General features: G+C 48.1%; 20 protein-coding genes and 2 tRNA genes. 10 read left to right on the top strand and 12 right to left on the bottom strand.

Annotated features, from left to right (window positions below; all coding sequences use genetic code 11):
• Window positions 1–101: 101 nt before the first annotated feature.
• From ACFQ2T_RS01805 to ACFQ2T_RS01790, 4 genes are all read right to left on the bottom strand, one after another.
• Window positions 102–863, bottom strand: coding sequence for a glycosyltransferase family 2 protein (locus ACFQ2T_RS01805; RefSeq protein WP_379029674.1), 762 nt, complete (start codon window positions 861–863; stop codon window positions 102–104).
• 29 nt (window positions 864–892) lie between these two features.
• Entirely contained in the window at window positions 893–1,735 is an 843-nt protein-coding gene (locus ACFQ2T_RS01800; RefSeq protein WP_379029672.1) for a lysophospholipid acyltransferase family protein, read from the bottom strand.
• Window positions 1,732–2,817: a chorismate transformation enzyme, FkbO/Hyg5 family gene (locus ACFQ2T_RS01795; protein ID WP_379029669.1), complete on the bottom strand. Its 1,086-nt coding sequence runs from the start codon at window positions 2,815–2,817 to the stop codon at window positions 1,732–1,734. Before ACFQ2T_RS01795 ends, ACFQ2T_RS01800 begins: the two co-directional genes overlap by 4 nt.
• A gap of 286 nt (window positions 2,818–3,103) precedes the next feature.
• On the bottom strand, window positions 3,104–3,637 hold the full coding sequence (locus ACFQ2T_RS01790; protein WP_379029666.1) for a glutathione peroxidase: 534 nt from the start codon (window positions 3,635–3,637) through the stop codon (window positions 3,104–3,106).
• 227 nt (window positions 3,638–3,864) lie between these two features.
• Here ACFQ2T_RS01790 and ACFQ2T_RS01785 point away from each other — a divergent pair, with 227 nt between their 5' ends.
• Together ACFQ2T_RS01785 and queD are read left to right on the top strand one after the other, a co-directional pair.
• On the top strand, window positions 3,865–4,038 hold the full coding sequence (locus ACFQ2T_RS01785; protein WP_200934417.1) for a hypothetical protein: 174 nt from the start codon (window positions 3,865–3,867) through the stop codon (window positions 4,036–4,038).
• 56 nt (window positions 4,039–4,094) lie between these two features.
• Window positions 4,095–4,535: a 6-carboxytetrahydropterin synthase QueD gene (gene queD, locus ACFQ2T_RS01780; RefSeq protein WP_379029663.1), complete on the top strand. Its 441-nt coding sequence runs from the start codon at window positions 4,095–4,097 to the stop codon at window positions 4,533–4,535.
• Window positions 4,536–4,580: 45 nt separating this feature from the next.
• On the opposite strand, the gene dnaQ is transcribed toward queD, so the two are convergent.
• From dnaQ to ACFQ2T_RS01765, 3 genes are read right to left on the bottom strand one after another with little or no spacing between them, the layout of a single operon-like run.
• A complete protein-coding gene (dnaQ, locus tag ACFQ2T_RS01775; RefSeq protein WP_379029660.1) occupies window positions 4,581–5,261 on the bottom strand; it encodes a DNA polymerase III subunit epsilon in 681 nt (226 codons plus the stop codon).
• Window positions 5,262–5,292: 31 nt separating this feature from the next.
• Window positions 5,293–5,718 carry a ribonuclease HI gene (gene rnhA / locus ACFQ2T_RS01770; RefSeq protein ID WP_379029657.1) on the bottom strand — a complete coding sequence of 142 codons (426 nt, stop codon included), beginning with the start codon at window positions 5,716–5,718 and terminating at the stop codon, window positions 5,293–5,295.
• A 1-nt stretch (window position 5,719) separates the two neighbouring features.
• Window positions 5,720–6,487, bottom strand: a complete 768-nt coding sequence (locus ACFQ2T_RS01765) for a class I SAM-dependent methyltransferase (protein WP_379029654.1) — start codon at window positions 6,485–6,487, stop codon at window positions 5,720–5,722.
• A 92-nt stretch (window positions 6,488–6,579) separates the two neighbouring features.
• On the opposite strand from ACFQ2T_RS01765, the gene gloB reads away from it, so the two are divergent.
• From gloB to ACFQ2T_RS01725, 8 genes are all read left to right on the top strand, one after another.
• Window positions 6,580–7,359 (top strand): hydroxyacylglutathione hydrolase, encoded by a 780-nt coding sequence (gene gloB, locus ACFQ2T_RS01760; RefSeq protein WP_379029651.1) that lies wholly within the window; start codon window positions 6,580–6,582, stop codon window positions 7,357–7,359.
• 247 nt (window positions 7,360–7,606) lie between these two features.
• Window positions 7,607–9,160 carry a transglycosylase SLT domain-containing protein gene (locus ACFQ2T_RS01755; RefSeq protein ID WP_379029648.1) on the top strand — a complete coding sequence of 518 codons (1,554 nt, stop codon included), beginning with the start codon at window positions 7,607–7,609 and terminating at the stop codon, window positions 9,158–9,160.
• 103 nt (window positions 9,161–9,263) lie between these two features.
• Entirely contained in the window at window positions 9,264–10,910 is a 1,647-nt protein-coding gene (locus ACFQ2T_RS01750) for a peptide-binding protein (protein WP_379029645.1), read from the top strand.
• 1 nt (window position 10,911) lies between these two features.
• Window positions 10,912–11,937, top strand: coding sequence for an ABC transporter permease (locus tag ACFQ2T_RS01745; RefSeq protein ID WP_379029642.1), 1,026 nt, complete (start codon window positions 10,912–10,914; stop codon window positions 11,935–11,937).
• A gap of 15 nt (window positions 11,938–11,952) precedes the next feature.
• Window positions 11,953–12,777: an ABC transporter permease gene (locus tag ACFQ2T_RS01740; protein WP_379029639.1), complete on the top strand. Its 825-nt coding sequence runs from the start codon at window positions 11,953–11,955 to the stop codon at window positions 12,775–12,777.
• 31 nt (window positions 12,778–12,808) lie between these two features.
• Window positions 12,809–13,594, top strand: a complete 786-nt coding sequence (locus tag ACFQ2T_RS01735; protein WP_379029637.1) for an enoyl-ACP reductase FabI — start codon at window positions 12,809–12,811, stop codon at window positions 13,592–13,594.
• A gap of 324 nt (window positions 13,595–13,918) precedes the next feature.
• On the top strand, window positions 13,919–14,932 hold the full coding sequence (locus tag ACFQ2T_RS01730) for an acyltransferase family protein (RefSeq protein WP_379029634.1): 1,014 nt from the start codon (window positions 13,919–13,921) through the stop codon (window positions 14,930–14,932).
• Window positions 14,933–15,039: 107 nt separating this feature from the next.
• The gene (locus ACFQ2T_RS01725) at window positions 15,040–15,390 is read left to right on the top strand and encodes a YciI family protein (protein ID WP_379029631.1); all 351 of its coding nucleotides are present in this window, start codon (window positions 15,040–15,042) and stop codon (window positions 15,388–15,390) included.
• A gap of 79 nt (window positions 15,391–15,469) precedes the next feature.
• Here the strand turns inward: ACFQ2T_RS01725 and ACFQ2T_RS01720 are convergent, their stop codons facing one another.
• From ACFQ2T_RS01720 to lon, 5 genes are all read right to left on the bottom strand, one after another.
• Window positions 15,470–17,368: a SurA N-terminal domain-containing protein gene (locus ACFQ2T_RS01720; RefSeq protein WP_379029628.1), complete on the bottom strand. Its 1,899-nt coding sequence runs from the start codon at window positions 17,366–17,368 to the stop codon at window positions 15,470–15,472.
• A gap of 349 nt (window positions 17,369–17,717) precedes the next feature.
• Window positions 17,718–17,794 (bottom strand) — tRNA-Asp (locus ACFQ2T_RS01715).
• A 167-nt stretch (window positions 17,795–17,961) separates the two neighbouring features.
• A tRNA-Val gene (locus tag ACFQ2T_RS01710) sits at window positions 17,962–18,037 on the bottom strand.
• A gap of 58 nt (window positions 18,038–18,095) precedes the next feature.
• The gene (locus tag ACFQ2T_RS01705; RefSeq protein ID WP_055825077.1) at window positions 18,096–18,368 is read right to left on the bottom strand and encodes an HU family DNA-binding protein; all 273 of its coding nucleotides are present in this window, start codon (window positions 18,366–18,368) and stop codon (window positions 18,096–18,098) included.
• 117 nt (window positions 18,369–18,485) lie between these two features.
• Entirely contained in the window at window positions 18,486–20,921 is a 2,436-nt protein-coding gene (gene lon, locus ACFQ2T_RS01700; RefSeq protein WP_379029624.1) for an endopeptidase La, read from the bottom strand.
• Window positions 20,922–20,945 lie beyond the last annotated feature (24 nt).

Here is a 20,945-nt window from a genome sequence, read left to right as displayed (position 1 = left end):
GGCGTGATTACAAAATGTTGTTACGTTATGGCTACGATATGTAAGGAGGCATTTTTATCTGCAACGACGCAGGCAATGCAGATTTGCTTGATTAAAGCCTCCTAAACACGGTTCCGCAAGCGCCGCGCCACCAGTACCGGCAGCCTTAAAACAAACCCCACGAACAATCTTGTATACATCCATGTCAGCAGCAGGTTGTCGCGTAAGTAACGGAAATGCGAGACACCGCCCTCATCAGAACTGAAATAACGAACCGGCGCCGGCAGGTTAACGACTTTAACGCCCAGCCAGCTTAAACGCACCGCCGCTTCCGGATCGAAATCAAAATGCCGCATCCACGGGTTAAAGCGCATCACTTTCCTTAACGGCTCTATCGGATAGACACGGAAACCGAACAGTGAATCCCCAATATTTCCGCCTAGTGTCTCAAGGTTGGCCCACATATTGGAGAGCTTACGACCCTGCACACGGATATTAGGCGCGCTGGCGTCAAAGATTGGTTTACCCAGCACCATGGACTTTGGTTGCTCAATTGATGACTGCATAAACTGCGGAATCAGTTCTGCCGGATGCTGCCCGTCAGAATCCATGGTCAGCACATGCGTGTAGCCTTTAGCACTTGCCTGATGCAAACCCTGCAACACGGCAGCGCCCTTACCCTGGTTGTGGAGCAGGTGGATCACGTGTAAGCCGGTATCCTCCTCGGCCATGGCTTTCAACGTCACTTCCGAGCCATCGGTACTGCCGTCGATCACCACCCACACCGGGTTCCAGAACTGGCGTGCAGCCTTAACGGTTTCATATACCTTGATGCCTGGGTTGTAACTTGGGATAAGGACGAGATGCGTGCTGGAAGGGTTCATAGTAAGGCTGATCTGTTGTTATCTTTAAATCACAATTGAATGGGTGAATCAAAGTTTTGGGCATCAATCGACGGCGTGCCGTTTTCAAGCATAGGCATTTTAGCTGACTCGTCAGCAAGCACACCCGTGAAGTAATCCTCTAATTCCGCCATAAAGCGATGGGTATTTTCGGGGGGAGAGAAGCGCTTGCCAAGCCGGACCTTGTAGCTGATGGGCATTGCCGGTTTACGGAACAGTGACCAGCCTTTGCTCAGGTAAGGAGAATTGGTTTCAATAATCACCGTTTGCACCGGTACTTTCGCCTTCTGGGCAATCACGGCGATGCTGCCTTTCAAGTCATTGATGGGTTGACGCACCGTACGTGTACCTTCCGGGAACAATAACAAATGGCTACCGGTTTTAAAGTCCCTGGTCGCCTGCATCACCATCTGACGTATAGGCTCGTTAGGAATATAACGTGCCAGGCGTGCCCCTGCGCCCAGAAAAACATTATTCATCAACTGTGACTTCATGACGCAGGCGACATTCGGCAACCTGGAAATAATCATGACCGCATCCAGCAGACACGGATGGTTAGGTGCGATGATCAAAGGTTCATCACTGCGGAGTGCATCGAGTTCGGACAGGTCAAAACTGCAACGCTGCGATAAGCTCAGGCTGGCCAGGTAGAGGCGAAAAGACATCATGATGACGTAGCGGCCAAGATATAGCCCTTTGCGTTCGGGCAGCAAGGGATAAAGCAGGCTGGCGATCAGTGTCCAGCACAGGCTCAGGAAACCTAACCAGATCAAGCCTGCATACAGCACAAAATAATCATAGATGCGCGCTAGCAAGCTGGAGAATGGAAACGTGAGCGCGTGACCGGTTTTCATGCCGAGTGCACAATGGTTGTTTGTTGCACGGTAGCTTCTATCTCGATCAGCAACGCTTCGCGGCAGATATCCGCCTGCACAAAGACTGCTTTCACCTGACGGTTGAAATGATTGCGCAATGTTTCACGAATGCGATCAAGATCTCCCGCATGCCGCACATATACCCTGAAACAGGCGTTGGAAAGATCGAACACGGGTCCCCCTTGGATACGGTTGGCTTCGCTGACTACCGCTTCAAGATTGACTAAAGTCTCATTGGTCTGGCCAACGATATCCCCGGCGTGTAGCGTTTCATGGCCCACGATACTCGCAGTCCCGGAGATGAACAAGCAAAGTTGCTGGCCTAGTTGCGCTAAAGTTGCACGCGAAAAGCTTGGTGTAAGCGGCCCGTATTGTTCCGGATAGTGGTAAGCCTTGACCTGGCGCGGGTTTTCAATCGCTACCGAGGGTGTCTTACCTGCCAAAAATGCAATGCTTAACGGTCCGCTACGCAAACCAAGTGCACATGCTGCCGGTAATTGGTGACCCTGCGCCCTGCCCACCTGTAAGAATACGTTTTTGCGGCCAATATTGAACTGGCGATACCGCTCCAGGCCTGCTTGAGTATCCGCACCATTGCCATTGATATCGGCCATGTAGTTCCAGAAACGGTAAACATGGGTATAACCAAGTACGTCCAGTAAAGCGAATATCTGCTGGTAAGCGATTTCTGTCACTTGCTGTAGTGCAGGAGTGGTGTTGGCACCACCTGGGCTGGTCAATTCTGGTGACTCATCCAGGCTGATCACGCCAAATAACAGATGCTCGCCAAGCCGGTAGCGGATTTGCCCATGCTTATCGCTGATTAGCGGCTGGCTGATCTCGGTGTTGAGTGCATCATCCAGCAAGGCTTCGCTGGCAAACTGGCTGCCTGCCAGTACAGGCGCATTCAGATAAATTTCCGGAATATGGCCGTGAAGATGCCTACCTTTTAAATCGTCTGCAGATTCGCCAAAACTGACTGCGCCCAGCACCTTGTCTTGCCATGACGGGGGTTGACAGTCTAACGCTGTAAGAGGCAGGTACTCAATTTGAATGCCCATTAGCTTGCTTCATTCATAAATTGCATGGTTCACATGATCAGGCATCAAACGGATTAAGGGTATCTGTTTCAAAATTGGAAAAAATGAGGAGCGAGCCCACAAAAGACTCGCCATTCCTGACAGCGGATTATAAAGGGTTACGGCACATTTCCGTTCGCCAATCAGCGTGAAAAATTTATTTTATTGTATGTTTATTTCAGATAACGGCCAAACATTGACAGAATTCAAAGCATTTCCGCTTTTACGCTTAAATAAAGAGCATATCTAACCTATGTATATCTCTGACTTATTGTTTTAGATAAGGCTTTATCTTTCCCAGAATTTCTTCACTGTCCGGGCGCGTCATGCTATTGAATGAATACACTTTTTGCCCACCCGGCAGAATGACATATTTATAGAAATTCCATTGCGGCGCTTTACCGGTTTGCTGGATAAGTTGTTGATACAGCGGATTGGCGCTGGCGCCGGTAACACTGGATTTTTCCACCATGGGAAACTTGACAGAATAGGTCAGTTTGCAAAAGTCACCCACCTGCTTGTTATTGCCTGGTTCCTGTTTGAAGTCGTTGGACGGGAAGCCGATCACAATCAGGCCCTTGTCCTTATATTGCTCATAAATGGACTCCAGTGCTTCAAATTGTGGCGTGAAACCGCATTTACTGGCGGTATTCACAATTAATATCGGCTTATCCTGAAATTGACAAAAATCGACAGTTTGACCTTGCAGGGTCTTAAACTGGTGTTGATAGAAAGGTAAACAGTCAGCATTGGCCATCGTAGAAATTCCTAAAGTGCACAACGCGATGATCAAACCACGCATTACTTTTCTCCTGATATTCAGTAATAATATTTATATTAATTCTTTACAGACAATTAGTTAGCGCAATTGTTCTGTTAATGACGGATGTTATTTTGATTCTCACTCTTAATCGCCAGGGCAAATGCAGGAACTAAACCCGCCTTTGGCACAGTCTATGCTAATGATTACGGTAAGAATGTCATGACTGACATGTTTGAGCAATATCAACTACCACCAAGGAGTGAATTATGTTGCAAAAAGCCGGACCGACCGACAAATTTAAACGCATCGACCAAATGCTGGAAGACTTTGCTGGCGATGAAGTGGATGATTTTGACACTAGCTATGGCAGTTATGAAAAAAGTCACAAGCACTATTCTGCTGATGAAGATGCATTGATGGATATTGACGATTTATATTAATAGTGTGAGCGATTTTCGTGCAGAGTGAGCTGCATGGTTACTGATATAATATCGTCATGGAAATTACTACACGCTTGGAGTTCGATGCCGGACATCGTATTCCTGATCACAAAAGTCAATGCCGCAATTTACATGGTCACCGTTACGCGATAGAGATTACATTATCTGGTGACATTATTCAGTCGGAACATGCTTCAGAAAACGGAATGGTGATGGACTTTGCCGACGTTAAACGCATTGCCAGAGAAACCATTGTTGATCGCTGGGACCATGCTTTCCTGGTCTATCAAGGTGATACGGCTGTACTGGATTTTCTAAACAGCTTGCCTGATCACAAGACAATTATCTTCCCGACTATCCCTACTGCTGAAAATATGGCTGCGGAGGCGTTCAGATTACTCAAAGCGCAATATCACGGCACCTTTGACAATCACCTCAAGCTGATCAAAGTCAGGCTGTACGAAACGCCTAACAGCTGGACAGATGCGTTAGCTTAATGCGTTGTTCTTAATTTAAAAACTTAATTGAATTAAAACCGCGGTTTACCAGGGCGTTGCGCCGGATTTGGCCAGGCCTTCAATGTACTTGGCATGCGCTGCCAATTCTTCAACATCTGCCGTCAGCAGCTTCAGGCGATTCAAATCAACGGCAACGCTGTCATGAGACATCTGTTCAACCGTGCTGGAGAGCTCCATCAGCAGGCTTTCCTGGCCGCGCGTCATCGCAATATAGACTTCACCCAGCAACTCCGCATCCAGCAAGGCACCGTGCAGCGTACGTTTGGAGTTATCAATACCGAAATGACGGCACAATGCATCCAGGTTGTTACGTTGGCCGGGGCGCGATTCTTTCGCCATTTTCAGTGTATCGATAATGCCGCTTACAGCCGTTTCCAGCTTATCTAACCCCAATCTGGCCAATTCCATATTCAGGAATCCCATATCGAACGGGGCATTGTGGATGATCAGTTCTGCGCCACGTACGAACTCAACAAACTCGCCTGCCACCTGCGCGAACAGTGGCTTATCCTGCAAAAACTCGAGCGAGATACCATGTACTTCCTGCGCACCGGCATCAATCTCGCGTTCAGGGTTGATATATACGTGGAAATGGCGCTGGGTAGGCCTGCGGTTAAAAATCTCTACCGCGGCGATTTCGATAATCCGGTGCCCCTGGTCAGGGTACAAACCAGTGGTCTCGGTATCCAGAAAGATTTGTCTCATGGCTGCGCTTTTTAAGTATAGATTGGATGGATTATGCTTTTGCGACGGTTAATACGCCCTGGTTTGCCAGTACATCCGCGCGTTCATTACCTGCATTGCCAGCATGACCCCTGACCCAGATCCAGTCTATGGTATGCGGGCTTGCCAGACCATCCAGCATTTGCCATAAATCTGCATTTTTGACTGGTTTTTTATCCGCCGTCCGCCATTGTTTCTGCTTCCAGCCTTTGATCCATTCAGTCATGCCTTTTTGAACATAACTGGAATCGGTATAAATTTTAATATGAGAAGGTTTTTTTAACGCTTGCAGGCCCTGAATCACTGCCATCAACTCCATGCGGTTATTGGTAGTCAGCGCCTCACCACCAAACAATTCCTTTTCGTGCAGCCCGGCCTTCAGCCAAACGCCCCAACCACCTACCCCGGGGTTACCTTTGCAGGCCCCGTCCGCGTACATTTCAATCCAGCTTTGTGTCGACATCCGCGCATTTTAACTGTTTTTGCACTTTGTTTTGAATGCGCGTGCGGCTTTTTTGCGCTTGCAGGGCCTGGTTCAAGGGGGATTTTTTCCAGTCTGGCTTAAGCAGAAGCACGTTCAGCACACGTTTTTTAGCCACCAGGAAATAAACACCGCCAGTCATGCCAAAGGTGCAAGTGCCCCACTTCTCCAGCCTGGTTTGCCGTTCAAGCCAGCTGTGATCGTTGATGGGAAGCGCATGCATCAGGTAATTGCTTTGCACAATCTCGAATCCGAGTACATTCAGCCAGTCCCTGATGCGGCGAGCGGTGAATAAGCGCTTAAATGCCCCGGCCTGCTTGAACCAGCCTACCCTTGCCCGCAAACCCAGGCAGCTGAATGGTGTCACGCCGGTTAGAATCAGGGTGCCTTCCGGTACCAGTACGCGAAAAGCTTCCCGCAATGCCTGGCGCGGGTCATGGCATTGCTCAAGCACATGCGGCATGCATATCAGGTCAACAGAGTTTTCAGCCAGCGGCAGAAACTCCGGTTCACAAAGCAAAGCATGTTCTTTGCGCACCTGCTCGTGTAGATAATGTTTATATGGAATACGGCTCTGCGCCAGCAGGTCATACCCAGGCCAGCCTAATTGCAATGCATGAAAGCCGAATACGTTTGCCACTGCCTGCTCGTAAGTTGCTGCCTCGCAGCGAGCAATATAGTGCCCTAGCGCGGTGGCATCAAAGGAAACTGGCTGGTTAGACTGCAATATGGGCTCCGGTTTATGTATTGATCATCCATATATTCAGGATGAGGCGCACCTGTTCTTGACAATAGTGCGCGTTTTCTCAATGATGCGTGATGCAAGAAACTTCTGCAAGTATACAAATCACTGCCCTGCCCGCTTTTAGCGATAACTATTTATGGTTAATTCACGCTGGCAAACACGCATTGCTGGTTGACCCCGGCGATGCTGCGGTGGTCGAACAGGCATTAAAGGCTGGCGGTTACCAGCTGGACGGTATTTTGCTGACCCATCATCATGCGGATCATACTGGTGGCGCATTGGCTTTGCAGCAACACTGGCGCTGCCCGGTTTATGCGCCTGACAATGACCATCCAGCTTACCGTGAACTTAATGCATTTAGAGTCCAAGATGGCGAGCAGATAGCTTTCAAGACCTTCCCGGATTTATCGTGCGAAGTGTTGGCATTACCCGGCCATACCCTGGACCATATTGCTTTTTACATCAACCAGCAGCATTTATTCAGCGGCGATATCATTTTCGGCGCCGGATGCGGCCGTTTGTTTGAGGGATCTCCGCCACAGATGTATGCGTCGCTGCAACGTATTGCAGCGTTGCCTCCTGCAACACTGATTTACCCGGCCCATGAATACACCGCGCATAACATCGCATTTGCGCTGACGGTCGAGCCGGGAAACACCGCCTTGCAGCAACGTGCGCGAGATACCGCTTTACTGCGACAGGACAATAAACCAACACTACCGACGACGCTGGCATTGGAAAAAGCAACTAATCCTTTTTTGCGTTGCCTGCCACTTTCGCGAGAAAAAGAATTTCATGACTGGGAGCCTGTTGATGTCTTTACCGAGCTGCGTGCACGACGAAATGTGTTCTAGCCCGAGCCATGCGCACGCACAAAGTCAGCCGCTGTGCAAGGGGTTGTCTCACATTGAAATTAACGTAGAATGATGTCCTCCTTTAAGCGCTCGTGTACGTTACGTCACTTAATATGCCGTTGCATGCTGTCTGACAGGGCGCACCGGTCACTCAGGTTTGATCAATGCATGCACAGGTTTTCATGCCCGGATAGACAATATTCGGATATGACCTTGTGCATCAGTCTCAGGATTTAGAAACACCGTCATGCGTTTTAATGAATTACTGCTATGTATCATTTTTTCAGCTTTTCCAATATCGGGAATGGCCGAGTACGTAGAGCCAGCGACCCTGTCGACGGATAATGGCAGTTATGATGAAAGCTTTGGCGAAACCGATCCTGAAAGTTACACTTCCACCTACCAGTTTGAAGATGCACTGACGCTACAGGAAAGCTTGTGGGACCGCGTGCGGGACGGCTTCAATATGCCGGACATCGATTCGACCTACACCAACAAACACGAGCAATGGTACGCATCGCGTCCTGATTACGTCTCGCGCATGCTGGAACGCAGTAAAAAATACCTGTACCACATCGTGGTGGAAGTTGAAAAACGGGGCATGCCGACCGAAATCGCATTGCTGCCCATGATTGAAAGCGGCTTTAACCCTAAAGCCCTATCCACCAGCAAGGCTTCAGGTATCTGGCAATTCATCCCTTCCACCGGTAAAGATTTCGGCCTCAAGCAAAATTACTGGAAAGACTCGCGTAAAGACGTGACAGCCGCCACACAAGCGGCACTCAATTACCTGCAAAAGTTGTATACCATGTTTGGTGCCTGGGATCTTGCGTTAGCAGCCTACAACGCAGGTGAAGGTACGGTGGCGCGTGCGATTGAGCGTAACCGCCAGCTGGGCCTGCCTACCGATTACCAGCATTTGTCCCTGCCTGACGAAACACGCAACTACGTACCCAAGCTACAGGCGATTAAAAACATTATTTTCCGGCCGGAACAATATGGGCTGACCTTGAATGAAATCCCCAACAAGCCCTATTTCACCACCGTACAGGCACCAAATAAAATTGATGCCAAGCTGGCGGCAGAACTGGCGGGCATTTCCCTGGAAGAGTTCACTGCGTTGAATCCCAGCTTCACCCGCCCGGTGCTGATCACGGAAAACAGTTACCAGAAATTGTTATTGCCAACCTGGGCTGCCAGTAATTTCACTAATAATTTAAACGGGTATACGCGCCCTTTATCCAACTGGCATAGCTATCACCCGAAACGGGGCGAGCGTTTGGGCGATATCGCCAATCGTTTTGATATCAGCCTGTATGAGTTAAGCGCCACCAACAACCTGAAACCTAACAGGAACCTGATTGTACGCCGGACCTTGCTGGTGCCAGCGGGCAACCATTCCACATTGACCAAACCGATTGACGCCGTCGCCATGGCCCAGATACCGATTGAAGTGGCTGTTGAAAAAGTGGCGGCCAGTAAATACACGGCTATCTCGCACAAAGTGAAGCAAGGCGACACGCTGTCTAAACTGGCGAAGCGTTATGGCATCAGCTCAAAACAGATCATGCAACAGAACCATTTGAAAAGTAAAAGCCTGGTGGTTGGTCAAACCCTGCAATTTGAACAGCAGGAAAGCATGACTACAGTCTCCGGTAAAAAGGGGTCTGGCGCACATATTACAAAAGCGAGTTACAAAAAGTCATCATCCACCAGTAGCCATCGCTCAAAAAAACCGTCTTCCTCCGCCAAGAAGAGCACGACATCCACTACAAAAAAGAGCAAAACCAGTCATAAATAATAAAATATGTATATGATGAACGTTCTGCGATGCTTACGCGGTGTAGCCTAACCAAGAAAATTTGCCAAATCAATCAAACTGCGCCAAATCAATCAAAATGCACATGGCTCATCGTCAATTCCTGATTATTCTTTTGTGTGGCTGGCTGGCAGCCTGCGGTTCAGATAGCCCAGAGCAAAATAGCGCGCCTTACGATCAAACCTTCCCTTCCCAGCCAGGTGGCACCCTGATTGATGTCATGCCTTCAGACCCCAGCGGATTGATCTCCATGGTGGCCGGGGAATCTGCGTCCAGCGCAATTACGGCCAATTTATTTAACACCTTGCTCACCTATAACCAGAATCTGGACCTGACCGGTGAACTGGCTGAATCGTGGCAAGTTGCCAACGACCAGAAAACCATCACTTTTCACTTAAAGCCCGGCCTGGTATGGGCTGATGGCCGCCCACTGACCAGCGAAGATATATACTTCACCTGGCAATTGATCATTGACGAAAAAACCCGTAGCCCGTATGCCTCCGATTTCCAGCTGGTCACCAAAGCTGAAACGCCGGATAAACTGACTTTTGTCGTCCATTATGACCAGGCTTTTTCACCGGCAGTGGATAGCTGGGCCGGTTTACAGATTTTGCCCAAACACAAACTGGCCGGCCAGGATATACACACCTCCAGCTTCGCGCAGAGGCCTTTAGGAAGCCACTACTACCAGCTCAAGGAGTGGCGGCACGGCGAGTACTTAAAGCTGGAGCGCAACCCGAAGGCGGTGCTGGGGCAACCGCAAATCTCTACCTTGATAGAACGCATTATTCCCGACGCGGGTGCGCAATTTCTTGAGTTGATGGCCGACCATATCGACAGCATGAATATGGACCCGATCACCTATGCACGCATTATTCCATCACGCCCGGAGCTGCAAGCAAGGCTGAACCAGTACAAAGCCCTGGGTAACAGCTATACATACCTGGGTTTTAACCTGAAGCGGCAGCCGTTTAATGACGTGCGCATCCGCAAGGCAATTAATTACGCCATAGACAAGCAGGAAATCATAGATGGCGTTTATCTGGGCCTGGGTGAACAGATTGCCTCGCCTTACAAACCAGGTACGCGCTGGAGTAATCCCCAGTTAAAACCCTACCCTTTCGATCCGCAACGAGCGCGCGACCTGCTGGCTGAGGCAGGTTACAAGGACAGTGACGGCGATGGCTATGTTGAGCGCGATGGCAAAAAACTCTCTTTTGAAGTACTCACCAATCATGGCAATAAAGAACGTGAAAAAACGGTAGTGATCATTCAGCGACGCCTGAAAGAAGTCGGTATTGATATCCGTATCCGCTCTATTGAATGGGCCAGTTTTATTACCCGTTTTATCAAAACAGGTGACTTTGATGCGGTTGTACTTGGCTGGCAGTTAGGGCTGGAGCCTGACCAGTACGCCATCTGGCATTCCAGCCAGCAAAAACCCGGGCAATTCAATTTTATTGGCTACCATAACGCTGAAGTCGACAAATTGCTCGAGCAGGGCCGCAGGGAATTTGACCCTGACAAACGTATGCACGTTTATCACCAGTTTGCCGAGGCGTTGTACGAAGACAGTCCTATCGTCTATTTATCTGCCGGTTACGGGCTGACTGCTATCCACAAGCGCGTACAAGGGATTATGAACCCGGTGCCGCCAGCAGGGGTAAGCTATGATTCACAAAAATGGTATATTCCATTGCCATTAAGACGCATACAGATACAAGCTGAATAACATGTTAAGTTACCTGATCAGACGACTGCTATGGATGGTGCCTATGCTGATAGGTATCAGTCTGATTTCTTTTTTCATCATGCATCTGGCACCTGGCGATATCACCAGTACAGAATCTGCGTTTGATCCCAAGTCTTCTGAAGAGTCCAGGCAAAAGCTACGTGCTTTATACAACCTGGATAAACCTGTCATTGTGCAATATGGCTTGTGGATGGAGCGCCTGGTACATCTGGATTTCGGCCATTCTTTTGCCAGCCACCAGAAACCGGTGTTTTGGTCTGAGAAGGATAAAGACGGTAATGTGACGCCAGGCATGATAGAGGAAGCCCTGCCCATCACTTTAGTGATGAATATCGCGGGCTTGATCATCACCCTGTCACTCGGTGTACCACTAGGTGTCATGGCTGCCAAGCGCTACGGGCAGTGGCCTGACCGCACCATTACCCTGTTCAACTTTATCGGCTTTTCCATCCCCGGTTTCTGGCTATCGTTGCTGCTAATGTACTGGCTGGGGGTGATTCATCCCTGGTTCCCTATTTCCGGCATGCACAGCCTGAATTACGAACAACTGGATTTCTGGCAAAAAGGCCAGGATCTGTTCATGCACTTGTTCCTGCCAGTGGTGATTCCGTCCATCACCGGCCTGGCGGGCATTACCTTGTTCGTCAAAAACGGTATGCTGGATGTGTTGAGCCAGGAATACGTCACTACCGCACGTGCCAAAGGCCTGAGTGACCGCACAGTTACTTACCGCCACGCCCTGCGCAATGCGCTTTTACCACTGATTACGCTCATCGGCCTGTCGCTGCCGGGCCTGATTGGCGGCTCCGTGATTGCCGAGACGATTTTCGCGATTCCCGGCATGGGCAAGTTATTTTATGAAGCCGTCATGATGCGTGATTTCCCCGTGGTCATGGGCATATTGACCATAGGCTCGGCGCTGACACTGCTTGGTAACCTGCTGGCCGACCTGGCTTATGCCTGGGCTGATCCGCGTTTACGTAAAGGCGTGATGCCAGCCCGGTAATCAAACCAGTCACTCATGAAAAAAATACTGCACAACCCATTGGCACTTACCGGCTTATGCCTGATCAGCATCATATTGCTGCTCGCTCTGCTCGCACCCTGGCTGGCACCGTATGACCCTGCTGATATCCACGTGAAAGAAATCCTGCTGGCACCCTCCTGGCAGCACTGGATGGGCACCGATGGCCTGGGGCGCGATGTCTGGAGCCGTATGCTGTACGGCGGCAGGGTTTCCTTGCTGGTCGGCCTGGTAGCGGTCGGCATCTCAACCGTGATTGGTGTCATCCTGGGCGCCATTTCGGGCTATTATCGCGGCTGGACAGACACCGTGATCATGCGTCTGGTGGATATCATGCTGTCCATACCCAGCTTTTTCCTGATACTGGCCGTGATCGCCTTTTTAAGCCCTTCCATCACCAATGTCATGATCGTGATAGGTCTTACCTCGTGGATGAGTGTGACGCGGCTGGTACGGGCAGAGTTTCTAAGCCTAACCCAGCGTGAATTCGTGACGGCTTCGACTGCACTTGGTGCACAAGACTGGCGGGTGATCTTCAAACATTGCCTGCCTAACAGCCTGACGCCGGTGCTGGTCAGCGTGGTACTAGGTATTGCCAGCGCCGTTTTGCTGGAATCCGGCCTCAGCTTTCTCGGACTGGGTGTGCAAGCGCCGCAAGCCTCCTGGGGCAATATCCTGACCGATGGCAAAGAGTATATTCAATTTGCATGGTGGCTTTCGCTCTACCCCGGACTTGCCATCTTAATTACCGTGTTAGGGTATAATCTGCTCGGTGAAGGTTTGCGTGACGTGTTTGACCCCAGGTCAAATACCACCCGCTAACCGTTTAATAAACTACCAAACAGGATCAAGCATGGCATTTCTTGCTGGAAAAAAAATTCTGATCGCCGGTTTGCTCAGCAACCGCTCAATCGCATACGGCATTGCAGCCGCTATGAAACGTCAAGGGGCTGAACTGGCCTTTACCTATCAAGTCGACAAACACGAAAACCGTGTCCGTGACCTCGCAGCAGACTTTGAGTCTAGTGTGGTATTACCCTGTGATGTGGCGGAAGATGCCCAGATCGACAACCTGTTCGTAGAACTGGCAAAAGTCTGGGATGGTTTGGATGGCCTGGTGCATTCCATCGCTTTTGTACCAAAAGTCGCGCTTGCTGGTGACTACTTGGACAATATTAGCCGCGAATACTTCCACATCGCGCACGATATCAGCTCCTACAGCTTCTCGGCCATGGCAAAAGCAGCTTACCCGATGATGCAAGGCCGCAACGGTAGCCTGCTGACACTCAGTTATTTGGGCGCTGAGCGCACCATGCCTAACTACAATGTCATGGGTGTAGCCAAAGCCAGCCTGGAAGCGAACGTACGCTATCTGGCACAAAGCCTGGGCCCACGCGGCATCCGTGTGAATGCGATCTCAGCCGGCCCTATCAAAACGCTGGCAGCTTCAGGTATTGCCGACTTTGACAAAATGATAGGCTTTAACGAGAAACACGCTGCTTTGCGCCGCAATGTGACGATTGATGAAGTCGGTAACGTTGCCGCTTTCCTGGCCAGTGATCTGGCCTCCGGTGTTACCGGTGAGATTACCTATGTAGATGGTGGTATGAATATCACTGCCGCTGGTCAAATCGATTAGTTCGAAACAAGCTACAAAAAACGCCTGCACTCTTAAAGTCAGGCGTTTTTTATTAGTTGCGTTTTTTGATCATTAAACTTCAAATCGCATAGAATTTTTATAATCATACAAAGATGATTGAGACAATTTAATATTCTGCTGAAATAAAAAACACCAAAGTTTCGTCTTATAAAAATAATATTAACTTAAGAATAAGGTGTACTAAATTAAAAATTAAAATTGAATATACTATATATTTTATAAAAAATTAATTTTATAAGACACATTAAATATAATATTTCATCCATTTTTTGTTTTAATTGTTTATTTTAAGAAGGAGCTTATGTGAGAGATGACAGAATAGACATTCTAAGATTTATCGGTCTATCCATGATCATTCTTGCGCATGTAGATCCGCCTGGACTGCTCTTCCAACTCAGAAACTTTGACGTCCCTTTAATGATATTAATCTCAGCAATGTCATTCGGCCTAAGCTATAAAACAAATGAGCCTTACTCAAGTTATGTCTGGAAAAGAATCAAGAGGCTGGTGTTTCCGGTCTGGGTATTTTTAAGTGTTTATTTCCTTACCATTTGTATCTTTAACCCGGGCAGCGAAGAACTGGACTCCACCACCATTCTTACTTCTTATGCCTTGCTTGAAGGGATAGGTTACGTCTGGATCATTCGCGTGTTTCTTTTAGTCGCCTTAATTTCCCCGCTTCTCTTTACCTGGCATCAACATACCCCACGCAACAGCCAGTATTTTATGATTCTTGCGCTTAGCTTTTTGGCATATGAATTTTTACGTTACTTTTCGCTACCTTATATCCAGTCAGGCGCAGGCGAGTTAGCTTCATCAGTTGCCCTTTATCTTGTCCCTTATGGCATCATGTTTGCCATCGGGCTTAAAATGATCCAGCTCAGCAAAAAACAACTGTACGCCATTGCTTTCTCAAGCCTGGCAATATTCATAGTTGCAGGCGTATGGCTGTGGTTTCTTAACAATGAATTCGTTCCAACACAGTCACTAAAATACCCGCCTTCAATATACTACTTCTCCTATGCAGTGTTTATCTCAAGCCTGCTGTGGATCCATAGTGGATTTATTGACCACAGCATTGAAACACTCAAGCTAAAACCCCTGGTGCTATTTATCGCGAGAAATTCCATCTGGGTATATTTGTGGCACATCCCCCTGATCAAAACAATACAGACACATTTTTTTCTCAAATTTTTAATCGCATTTAGCGTGGCAGTGACTGTGACTTATGTACAAATTTGGATGGTTGATCATCTGCTAAAACATATAAAAAGTGAACCATTGAGAAAAAATATCAAAATGGTTTTCACTGGTTAGCATAATGCCCACGTTAATAAATCGAATAAGGCTCTTGTGGGCTGCCTGAATCTATAGATGATCTCCCTGATAAACTTTCAAATGATTGATTTAATAGTTTAAGAAATATGCCGCAATTTTTAATCGCCATTCACCGTCCACCAGGCTATAACCCCGTCACTGCTGAAGATGCTTCGATGACACAACAGATTGATGACCTGAACACAGCCATGCGATCGGCTGGCATTATTGTATTTGTGGGTGGGTTAATGCCGCCAAGGAGCGCCAGATCAATACGAATACACAAAAATGGCGAGGCTATTATTAAGCAAGGCTTATATTTGAATAGCAGCGACCATGTTGACGGGTTTTGGGTAGTAGAAACCACAAATCTTGATGAGGCATTAAGCTGGGGACAAAAAGCTGCGATTGCTTGTAGAGCAGCCGTGGAAGTAAGGCCGTTTCATTCAATCAGCTGACTCTGCCGGATATGATCTTCAAAAAATGCCAATAAAAAAGGAGGGCTCTACCCTCCTTTTTTAATATTAACGCATCGAATTAGTTATTATTGTTAGACATCAGCACTTTCACATTTAACTGAATATCTTTTTTAGCCTTCAGGGATGCCACATACGCATGCGACATCTCAGCACCCAATGCCTGCTGATAGGCTTTGTAAGCCCTGTCAGCCACTTCCGGGCTATCCTTGAGCTTCTGGTTCACAGAGATCACTTTAATCACGGTGTAGCCCTGATTTGCTTCGTTGAAGCCGTAATAAGCTGGCAAGGTATGTGTATTCACCTTGAACACATTTCTCATGACAGAATCTGTCAAACCTTGTGCATTTCTGCGGTCAACAGTCACTGGCGTGATCCAGTCAGCATTCACAGCCTTACCAGCTTTCAAATCCGCCAGCAATGCTTCGCCTTTTTGTTGTGCCAGCTTGGTAGCGGCTTCAGCTTTTAATAAAGACTCGATCCCGCCTTTCACTTCATCAAAGCTGCGTGGCGCTTCTGGTGTGTAATCCACTGTGCGGGCAGCCACCAGATTGTTCGGTGAAATCTCTACCGCTTCAGTATTGCGCTTTTCTTTCAACACTTCATCAGAAAATACCAAGCTGGCCAGACGTTCACTTTTGAAGAACTTGGCAATTTCATCTTTAGTCATGGCCGGAGAGGTTTGTACCTGCAGACCAAATTTCTTGGCAACCGGCTCTAAACTGCCGGATTGCTCATAAACAGTATTACCGAAGTCATCCGCCAATTCAGCATATTTGGCTTGTGCTTTCTGGAACAACAACTCGGCTTTGATCTTGAGTTTCATTGAATCAAAATCTGAAGATTCACCGGTAATACCGGTCAACTTGATGATATGGTAGCCGAACTCAGATTCCACCAAATCGCTGATATCACCAACTTTCATCGAGAAAGCAGCGTTTTCAAATGGCTTGACCATGGCACCACGGCCAAAGCTACCCAGATCACCGCCTTTACCGGCAGAGCCTGTGTCTTGTGAAAACTCAATCGCCAGCTTTTCAAAACTTTTTGGGTTTGCTTTCACCTGTTTCAGGATAGACTCTGCTTTTTCCTTCGCAGCGGCTTTCTCGGCAGCGCTGGCGGTGCTATTGAAGCCAATCAGGATATGACTGGCCTGACGCTGCTCATTACCTTGGTATTTTGCAGCATTTTCCTCATAGTCTTGCTTTACTTCTTCGTCAGTGACGCTAACATCACCAACCAATCCGGCAGCAGACAGTAAGGCAAACTGCAGCTTTACCTTGGCAGGTGCAATAAACTTGGTTTTATGCTGGTTGTAATAAGCTTGCACCTGCTCTGGTGTGACAGTGACCTGATTCATAAAATCAACCACCTTCACATCTACTACAGAAACTTCACGCTGCTCAAATTCAGACATCAGCGACTGTTCGGCTACCTTTTGCGGCATGAATACCAGGTTAGACAAGCCATCACGCACCTGCTGCACCGCCAGATCTTTACGGATATTTTGCTCAAATTTGGCAGGTGTCAGTTTATTCTGCGTCAGCAACTGGTTATAAGTATCCTCAGAAAACTTACCGTTGTTCTGAAACTCGGGCATGCCGACCACATGCTGGCTCAATTGATCATCACTGATCCTGAAACGATAATCCTGGATCGCGCCTTCCACCAAGCGGCGGGTGATAATACTATCCAGTACCGATTGCTTGAATGCCGGACTTTCCAACAAGGCCGTGTCGACCTTTTGCCCTTGTGATTGCATGTAGTTACGCGCGTTTTCAACTGCATTGGAATATTCCTGCATTGAAATTTTCTGGCCATCCACCTTTGCGACTGCCACCTGGCCACCAGCCTGGTTGAGATATGAATCAATCCCAAACAATGCGAATGGCACCACAATCAGTGCCAAAATGATTTTCGCCATCCATCCTTGTGTATGTTTTCTTAATGCTTCTAACATTTTTTAGTTTCCATTACCTGATTTTTGCAACAGCAAACTATACCATAAACAGGTCAAAATCGCCTGTCTACAGCCTGAGTTGCATGCTTTTGAATGCGCTGGCAAGGAGCCATGATGATGAATATGAAGATAAGGAAAACGCGAAAGGAAAATATCTTTGAAAATGCTAAAGATGCACTTTACCAGTTGAGCGGAAATAAGGAGTTACAGTCAACAATCACACTCCAGCACGCATGCTTAAAGCAGTATGACAAAAACCGCTAGGGCTCTCGTGTAACACTATAATTCCAATATTTGTACATAGACGAAAAAAAACGAGTCAGGTTTTACCCTGACTCGTTTTACTTGTTGGCGGAGCGGACGGGACTCGAACCCGCGACCCCCGGCGTGACAGGCCGGTATTCTAACCAACTGAACTACCGCTCCAGTAATCGTCAAAAATGAAATTATAGCACGATCTTTTTTATAATTTCAACAACTATTTTCTAACTATTTACCGCCACTTATTGTTACTTATTAAAGTAATTTATTAAGTGTGGCTAGACTCAAAAAATTAAGAGCGCAGACATCGCACTCTTGATTTTCAAATTGTCTGGTGGGTGCTAACGGGGTCGAACCGCTGACATTCGCCTTGTAAGGGCGACGCTCTACCAACTGAGCTAAGCACCCGTAACAACCCAAGTGTTGCTACAGTTGGCCGAGCATGTTAGCGCTCAACCAAAGCACGCTAGTTTACAGCATCTTTCAGACCTTTGCCAGCCCTAAATTTAGGAGATTTAGCGGCCTTGATGTTAATCGTTGCACCAGTACGAGGGTTGCGGCCGGAACGGGCAGAACGCTCACCTACATAGAATGTACCAAAACCAATCAATGTTACCAAATCACCTTTTTTCAGTGCACCAGAGATTGCTTCTGTCGTTGCATCCAGAGCACGAGCGGCTGCGGCTTTCGAAATACCGGCTGCATTAGCAATATGATCTATCAATTCTGATTTATTCACGTGTTTCCCCTATCTAGTTAAAAAAACAGGTACATCCTGTATTGCCTTTATATCAAGCCGCAAAACGAGCTGTCAAGCGCTAATCCAGCGTTTTGACAATAATTCGCATCAATTTTACTAATGCGTGACTGCCTGCTCCGAATTTCCGTCATCAGAAGCCACAATTTCGACTTCAGGCGCTTTGACAGAAAGTGGCTGTGGTGCGCTTTCAAGTGCCAAATCCAGCACCTGGTCTATCCATTTTACCGGATGAATTTCCAGGTCTTTTTTGATATTCGCAGGGATATCAACCAGGTCTTTTTCATTGGCTGATGGAATTAAAACGGTTTTAATGCCACCGCGATGCGCGGCTAAAAGTTTTTCTTTCAAACCGCCAATCGGCAGCACTTCACCACGCAGCGTGATTTCGCCCGTCATAGCCACATCTGCACGCGCAGGAATGCCTGTCAGGACGGAAACCAGTGCGGTTGTTAATGCGATGCCCGCACTTGGGCCATCTTTTGGCGTAGCGCCTTCAGGCAAGTGAATATGGATATCTTTTTTCTCATAAAAGTCAGGGCTGATCCCTAAACCTTCGGCACGGCTACGCACAACACTCATCGCAGCAGAGACAGATTCCTGCATCACATCGCCCAATTTACCTGTGGTAATGGTTTTACCCTTACCCAGCAACGTAACGGCTTCAATCGTCAGCAACTCACCACCAACAGAGGTCCATGCCAGGCCAGTCACCTGCCCTACCTGGTTCTCTTTGGCCGCGACACCAAAGTCGTAACGTCTGACGCCCAGATATTGCTCAAGGTTTTTGCTGGTAATGTTAATTTTCTTGACCGTTTTGGTTTTGCCTTTGGCCAATAACTGCTCTTTGACTGCTTTACGACAAATCTTCGCCACTTCCTGCTCTAGCCTACGCACACCCGCTTCTCGTGTGTAATAACGCACGATATCGCGCAACACGCTTTCAGCCACAGAAATATCAGTGGTTTTCAGCGCATGTGCTTTCAGTTGCTTGGGCAACAGGTAACGCTGGGCAATATTGATTTTTTCATCTTCGGTATAACCAGCCAGGCGAATGATCTCCATCCTGTCCAGCAATGGTTCCGGAATGTTCATGCTGTTGGCCGTGGCCACAAACATCACATCGCTCAAGTCATAGTCCACTTCGACATAGTGATCGGCAAAGGTATGGTTTTGCTCGGGGTCAAGCACTTCCAGCAAGGCGGAAGAAGGATCTCCGCGCATGTCCTGCCCCATTTTGTCAACTTCATCCAGCAGGAATAGCGGGTTCTTGACACCAACCTTGGCCATACTTTGCAATACTTTGCCAGGCATGGAGCCGATGTAAGTACGGCGGTGACCACGGATTTCGGCTTCGTCACGTACGCCGCCTAAAGCCATGCGCACAAACTTGCGATTGACGGCTTTGGCAATACTTTGCCCCAGCGACGTTTTACCGACACCTGGAGGGCCTACCAGGCACAAAATAGGTGCCTTCAGCTTGCCGACACGCTGTTGTACAGCCAGGTACTCGACGATACGCTCTTTCACCTTGTCCAGACCATAATGATCAGCATCCAGAATATCTTCGGCGGCTTGCAGATCTTTGCTGATCTTGGTTTTTTTCTTCCAAGGCAAATTAAGCAAAGTGTCGATGTAATTACGTACAACTGAAGCCTCAGCTGACATCGGTGACATCAATTTGAGTTTTTTAAACTCCGCAGTGACTTTTGTGAGCGCTTCTTTAGGCATTGCGGCATTTTTAATGCGCTGCTCAAGCTCTTCCATCTCTGCATTTTCGTCCTGCTCGCCCAGCTCTTTCTGGATGGCTTTTACTTGCTCATTCAGGTAATACTCGCGCTGGCTCTTCTCCATCTGGCGTTTGACACGGCCGCGGATACGTTTTTCGACTTGCAGGATATCGATTTCCGACTCCATCAAGTAGAGCAAATGCTCCAAACGCTCAATCACGCTGAGCATCTCCAGCACTTTCTGCTTCTCTTCGAGCTTGAGTGTCAGGTGCGCAGAAATGGTGTCCGCCAGCCGGCCAGGCTCATTAATGGTGGCCAGTGAGGTTAAAATTTCAGGCGGGATTTTCTTGTTCAATTTGACGTACTGGTCAAACTGCGTCATGACAGTGCGCATCAAGGCTTCAGCCTCTTTGTCGTTCTGGTCAGTTTGATCTACTTCTTCACCCAATGCCATGAAGCACTCGTCTGTTTCAGTGAAATCGGTTACGCGTACGCGGTGCAAACCTTCTACCAGCACCTTCACAGTGCCATCCGGCAGTTTCAGCATTTGCAAAACAGTGGCTAGAGTACCGATTTCATACAAGTCTTCAGCGACAGGATCATCTTTATTGGCAGATTTCTGGGCTACCAGCAATATCTTTTTATCGCCTTCAGAAGCACGTTCCAGGGCTTTTACTGACTTGGTGCGGCCAACAAACAACGGAATGACTAAATGCGGGTATACCACGACATCGCGCAATGGTAACAGAGGGATCAAAGTGGTTTCTTCCGGAGTCTCGGCGTCAAACAAAGTGTGTTCAGTCATAGCTTCTTTCAAAAAGTGTCAAAG

The sequence above is a fragment of the Methylophilus flavus genome, assembly GCF_042678905.1.
Lineage (GTDB): Bacteria > Pseudomonadota > Gammaproteobacteria > Burkholderiales > Methylophilaceae > Methylophilus > Methylophilus flavus.
This window is presented reverse-complemented; position numbering and strand designations above follow the sequence as displayed.

Coding starts and splice junctions, on each gene's coding strand:
- ACFQ2T_RS01805 (WP_379029674.1), bottom strand. CDS start 863: ATGAACCCTTCCAGCACGCATCTCGTCCTTATCCCAAGTTACAACCCA.
- ACFQ2T_RS01800 (WP_379029672.1), bottom strand. CDS start 1,735: ATGAAAACCGGTCACGCGCTCACGTTTCCATTCTCCAGCTTGCTAGCG.
- ACFQ2T_RS01795 (WP_379029669.1), bottom strand. CDS start 2,817: ATGGGCATTCAAATTGAGTACCTGCCTCTTACAGCGTTAGACTGTCAA.
- ACFQ2T_RS01790 (WP_379029666.1), bottom strand. CDS start 3,637: ATGCGTGGTTTGATCATCGCGTTGTGCACTTTAGGAATTTCTACGATG.
- ACFQ2T_RS01785 (WP_200934417.1), top strand. CDS start 3,865: ATGTTGCAAAAAGCCGGACCGACCGACAAATTTAAACGCATCGACCAA.
- queD (WP_379029663.1), top strand. CDS start 4,095: ATGGAAATTACTACACGCTTGGAGTTCGATGCCGGACATCGTATTCCT.
- dnaQ (WP_379029660.1), bottom strand. CDS start 5,261: ATGAGACAAATCTTTCTGGATACCGAGACCACTGGTTTGTACCCTGAC.
- rnhA (WP_379029657.1), bottom strand. CDS start 5,718: ATGTACGCGGACGGGGCCTGCAAAGGTAACCCCGGGGTAGGTGGTTGG.
- gloB (WP_379029651.1), top strand. CDS start 6,580: ATGCAAGAAACTTCTGCAAGTATACAAATCACTGCCCTGCCCGCTTTT.
- ACFQ2T_RS01755 (WP_379029648.1), top strand. CDS start 7,607: ATGCGTTTTAATGAATTACTGCTATGTATCATTTTTTCAGCTTTTCCA.
- ACFQ2T_RS01750 (WP_379029645.1), top strand. CDS start 9,264: ATGGCTCATCGTCAATTCCTGATTATTCTTTTGTGTGGCTGGCTGGCA.
- ACFQ2T_RS01745 (WP_379029642.1), top strand. CDS start 10,912: ATGTTAAGTTACCTGATCAGACGACTGCTATGGATGGTGCCTATGCTG.
- ACFQ2T_RS01740 (WP_379029639.1), top strand. CDS start 11,953: ATGAAAAAAATACTGCACAACCCATTGGCACTTACCGGCTTATGCCTG.
- ACFQ2T_RS01735 (WP_379029637.1), top strand. CDS start 12,809: ATGGCATTTCTTGCTGGAAAAAAAATTCTGATCGCCGGTTTGCTCAGC.
- ACFQ2T_RS01725 (WP_379029631.1), top strand. CDS start 15,040: ATGCCGCAATTTTTAATCGCCATTCACCGTCCACCAGGCTATAACCCC.
- ACFQ2T_RS01720 (WP_379029628.1), bottom strand. CDS start 17,368: ATGTTAGAAGCATTAAGAAAACATACACAAGGATGGATGGCGAAAATC.
- lon (WP_379029624.1), bottom strand. CDS start 20,921: ATGACTGAACACACTTTGTTTGACGCCGAGACTCCGGAAGAAACCACT.